Source organism: Priestia sp. P5_B4 (assembly GCF_056400385.1).
The window spans coordinates 1-955 of the sequence record NZ_JBFULJ010001175.1 but is presented as its reverse complement, the minus strand read 5'-3'; the positions used below and the strand labels follow the sequence as shown (position 1 = coordinate 955).

The 955-nt window shown below is 37.8% G+C and carries 1 protein-coding gene; it reads right to left on the bottom strand.

Annotated elements, in window-relative coordinates:
- A partial coding sequence (gene desA / locus AC1DRF_RS29730) for a Delta(5) desaturase DesA (protein WP_477742536.1) occupies positions 1-821 on the bottom strand: 821 nt, incomplete at its 3' end.
- Between the last annotated feature and the right edge of the window lie 134 nt (positions 822-955).

The following is a 955-nucleotide window of genomic DNA, read 5'->3' as shown; positions in this document are numbered from 1 at the left end:
TGATGTACATGATGGAAACCAATATTACCTGTTACCCATTGTAAAACTTTAGGAAGCTTGTAATAGGAGCTACCATCAACYGCAGCYTTCACGTAATCCCACTCCTTTTCGTTTTCAAAGTAGGAATCCTCAAATTGATGCTGTACGTAAAATAGCCAAATTCCMAGTGAYCCTGCTACAAAAAGTATGGGAGCTTGAACGAGCAGAAAAGCTTGCCAACCAATACCCCAACATAAAAGTGCATACACTGCAACAATTGAGAAATTGGTTAAATATGTGTTCAAACGTTCCTTTCGTTTCGCRTCTTTTCGATTCAATCGGTTAGAAACTAAGAAAAGATAGATGGGGCCTAATCCAAACATAACAATTGGATTGCGGTAMACTCGGTAAGCTAACCGGCCCCAGTAGGAAGCTGCAATATACTCATCAACTGTCATGACCCACACATCACCAGTTCCTCGTTTATCTAAGTTGCTACTCGTGGCATGATGAATCGAGTGGCTTCGTTTCCACTGTTCATATGGAAACATGGTGATAACCCCACTRATTGTACCAAGGATATTATTGACTTTTCGACTTTTGAAAAATGATTGATGACAACAATCATGGAAAATAATAAAGATTCGGACGACGAACCCGGCTGTAACAATAGCTAWTGGCAATGTTAGCCAATAAGAAACGGACAAACTTTGATAAGCTAGAAACCAAAGTAGWAAAAACGGWAGGAATGTGTTTATCAATTGCTTTATACTCGATTTCGTATTGGGTTTTTCAAAAGGTGCTACATTTTTTCTTAGTTCAGTCGTTTTTTGTTTGCTCATGTTGACCTCCTTAAATCTTTACCGTGTTTAATATTCAGCTTTTCTTTATTAATTTATAGTAGCGCATAGTAGCTGGTAATAAAACATACAAACGTCAAGTAACTAGTATGACAACTGTCATACATGTGTGAATG